Raw genomic sequence first — 3,564 nt, forward strand, 5'->3', positions numbered from 1 at the left:
TAGTACTGGCTTATCTGAAGGCACCCCAGTTCTCTCCGGGGGGGGCGATGCCCAAATGGCCTCAGTTGGCGTCGGCGCCATTATTCATGAACAAACCGTTATTTCTGGTGGTTCTTTTTGGCAGCAAGAAGTGAATATAAATAAACCGAGAGTTGATACTCTCGGCCGAATTCGGGTGAATTGCCACGCTGTCCCAAACCTTTGGCAAATAGAAACCATTGCATTTTCTCCCGGACTTGTGATTCGCTGGTTTCGGGATGCCTTTTGTACGGAAGAAAAAGCCGAAGCACTTAAATCAGGACGCGATCCATACGAAATATTAGAAGAAAAAGCACGCAACGTTCCAATCGGCTCGAATGGAATTATACCGATCTTCTCTAATATTATGAATTTCACCTCTTGGAGACATGCTTCACCTTCATTTATTAACCTGAGTCTAGATCCTCAAAAGTCAGGCAAAAAAGAATTATTTAAATCCCTCCAAGAAAATGCAGCCCTCGTCACTCTAGGAAACTTAAAACTAATTGAAGAAGAAACAGGGTTCTATCCAAAAGAAGTTATTTTTACCGGGGGTGCCTCTAAAGGCAAGCTGTGGAGCCAAACATTAGCTGATGTTTTAGGCGTTTCCGTTAAAGTACCGGTCGTCAAAGAAGCCGCTGCCCTTGGAACTGCCTTATATGCCGGAGTGGGAGTCCAACTCTATTCATCTATTTCAGAAGCAGTTAACACGGTTAAATGGGAACGGACTCACTTGCCGAATATGACAAACCATCGGCAATATCTTCACATCTATCAACAATGGCAGACTATTTATAATGAGCAATTACGATTGGCTGATAACGGTTTAACTAAGCATATGTGGAAAGCACCGGGGGTTTAACGTTGAGAGGAGGTGAATGAATGAAAAAAGTACATGAAGATGACTTTGATTATCGTTTTGGCGACAATGGACCGAAGTATCTATCAAAAGGTCCCAATATCGATATAGGAGTGGTGGTGCTAAAACCCGGACAGGATTTCCCTAATCACTACCACACAACTTGTGAGGAAGCTTTTTATATTTTAGAAGGTTCGATTGATTTTTATATAAATGATAAAAGGTATCCGGTGAAACCGGGAGATATGATTCAATGCAGTCCTGGAGATTCGCATTACCTGATTAATGAGTCTGCAGAACACTTCAAAGCACTGTTTATTAAGTCACCGCATATAGCCGAAAAAGATTCAATATTACTGGATAAGCCCGTGATAAAGGAGCTGAAAGAAGATGAGCTGGGGATTTGAAAATCGTATGAACAAGATTCTGCCGAATGGCCGTGCTGTGATGCTTGCCATTGATCATGGTTATTTTTTAGGACCCATAAGAGGGCTGGAAAAACCGGGTGAAACGGTAAAGAAGTTACTGCCCTATACAGATTCCTTATATGTAACCAGGGGAACTCTGTCAGCAAGTATTCCAGAAAACACGGAGAAGCCTATGGTTCTAAGGGTTTCAGGCGGTCCAACCGTGGTAGGTAAGGACTTAGCAAATGAAACGATTGTTACCTCTATTAAAGAAGCCATCCGTCATAATGTCGTTGGTGTCGGTGTTTCCGTCTTCATTGGTTCGAATTACGAAACTCAAACCATTACTAATCTAGCACATGTCGTTACCGATGCCCATCAATATGGCATACCTGTTTTAGGTATAACGGCTGTTGGTAAGGAACTTGATAAACGCGATGCCCGTTTCTTATCGTTAGCATCACGGGTAACGGCTGAAATGGGAGCAGACATCGTCAAGACCTATTATTGTGAAGATTTTGAGAAAGTAACCAGCACCTGTCCAGTTCCCATTGTGATTGCCGGCGGTCCTAAATTTGATACGATCCGCGAGGCGTTAGAAATCACCTATTTTGCACTGGCTCAAGGGGCAGCGGGAGTAGATATGGGGAGAAATATCTGGCAATCGGCACATCCGGAAGCCATGATTAAAGCAATTCACTCAATCGTTAAGAATAACTACTCGGTAAAAGAAGCGGTAGAATTATACGAAACTGCTGCCCATTCGAAAGCAGAATAACCCTTGCCTTAGGCTCTTTAATAAACGGAAAAAGCAGCCCTCCCAAAAGAGAAGCTGCTTGTAACGTTTATTTTTTTTCAAGCACATTAATAAATTCTCGTAAATAATCTGGAAGATCCGGCGGACGTCTGCTGGATACAAGGTTTCCATCGACAACTACGGCCTCATCATACCAAATTGCACCGGCGTTCTCCATGTCATCCTTTATCCCTGGTGTGCTGGTCACTTTTTTATCTTGAAGAATTTTAGCGGAAATAAGCACCCAACCAGCATGACAAATTTGTCCGATCACCTTATCATTTTCATCCATGCTTTGGATGAGGGAGATGACTTCAGGGAAACGACGGATTTTATCCGGTGCCCATCCGCCTGGCACAAGAATGGCATCATAGTCTTCCTCTTCAATATCTCCATAAGCGAAATCTGCTGCAGCTGGTACGCCATATTTTCCAATATAGGTCTCTTCAGCTTTCTCACCCGCAAGATGGACAATTGCCCCCTCTTCGCGTAAACGTAATATTGGGTACCATAGCTCTAGATCTTCAAAATCATGATGCACCAGACTAATGACTTTTTTTCCTGATAATCGCATATTCACTTCTCCTCCTAATTACACCAACTTTATCATAGTCTGTACCAGATACCGCAAAAAAAAGCACTTAACCCTATATATTATGAGTTTAGCGCTAGTTCCAATCTTCCCGAATACCATCATTCAGTTAATTAGAAGAATACTTTATTATGCCCTGTAAATAAATCGATTCTTTTAATTGCTTAAATTCTCTAATCTTTATTTTTCCTTCAGCTTCTAATTCATTAGCAAATGCCATCACTTCATCCCCATTTTGATAGTGGGATTTTTCGAGTTCTATCGTAAAAAAGTTACCGCGGGCAGAACTATGAAGTACTTTAAATAGATCTTCCTTAGTCATTTACTCAACTCCTTATCTCAACTTTTAATTCGACATTAGTTTATGAAACCCTTTAAATAAAGAGCATACACAACAGATATTTTATTTTTGAATGTCATAATGCTTCTCTATATATGCTTTTTCTTCTGCAGCAGACAAAATACCCGTTGCTTTGCCAATGGTCCCAGATTGTAAACTCCAAATATCATTATGGTGTTTATCTACTGAGCTAAATTCTTGGTTATTCCAACTTTCAAGAATAGTCAGGTATGTGTCTGCATGCTTGTACGTGTCTTCACCATCTTTGACCACTTCGAGTAATCGTTTTACTCGATCCTTCGTCAACGGGAGAAATCCCCACTTATCCTCAGCCTTTACTTTTTGATGGGACATAGAATGAATAGCATCTTGAATAGCAGTTTCTTTAATTCCGAGCGGAAATTCTTTATTGATATCTGGCTTATCTTTTTCAATTACTTCTATAAAGGTACCGCCTTTTGGTGCGGCAAGCTCCTTAACTGCTAAACTTGATTTTGACGCGTTTTTCGGTCCATCTACAGATGATAAATATAAATAAAGCCCCGCAAGAAT

General features: G+C 41.0%; 6 protein-coding genes. 3 read left to right on the forward strand and 3 right to left on the reverse strand.

Translation table 11 applies throughout. The annotated features are described in order from the left end of the window. From AC52RT_RS02155 to lsrF, 3 genes are all read left to right on the forward strand, one after another. Positions 1-880 (forward strand): FGGY-family carbohydrate kinase (locus tag AC52RT_RS02155; RefSeq protein ID WP_495539221.1); only part of this gene is annotated, 880 nt, incomplete at its 5' end. A 20-nt stretch (positions 881-900) separates the two neighbouring features. Continuing rightward, on the forward strand, positions 901-1,284 hold the full coding sequence (locus tag AC52RT_RS02160) for a cupin domain-containing protein (RefSeq protein WP_495539222.1): 384 nt from the start codon (positions 901-903) through the stop codon (positions 1,282-1,284). Beyond that, a complete protein-coding gene (gene lsrF / locus AC52RT_RS02165; protein ID WP_495539223.1) occupies positions 1,268-2,062 on the forward strand; it encodes a 3-hydroxy-5-phosphonooxypentane-2,4-dione thiolase in 795 nt (264 codons plus the stop codon). The genes AC52RT_RS02160 and lsrF overlap by 17 nt, the downstream gene beginning before the upstream one ends. A gap of 67 nt (positions 2,063-2,129) precedes the next feature. On the opposite strand, the gene AC52RT_RS02170 is transcribed toward lsrF, so the two are convergent. From AC52RT_RS02170 to AC52RT_RS02180, 3 genes are all read right to left on the reverse strand, one after another. Beyond that, entirely contained in the window at positions 2,130-2,654 is a 525-nt protein-coding gene (locus AC52RT_RS02170) for a type 1 glutamine amidotransferase domain-containing protein (protein WP_495539226.1), read from the reverse strand. A gap of 127 nt (positions 2,655-2,781) precedes the next feature. After that, on the reverse strand, positions 2,782-2,994 hold the full coding sequence (locus tag AC52RT_RS02175) for a hypothetical protein (protein WP_495539224.1): 213 nt from the start codon (positions 2,992-2,994) through the stop codon (positions 2,782-2,784). Between the two features lie 81 nt (positions 2,995-3,075). Next, the coding region (locus AC52RT_RS02180; RefSeq protein WP_495539225.1) for a DUF6241 domain-containing protein at positions 3,076-3,564 on the reverse strand (489 nt) is incomplete at its 5' end.

It is taken from the genome of Peribacillus sp. (genome assembly GCF_059453735.1).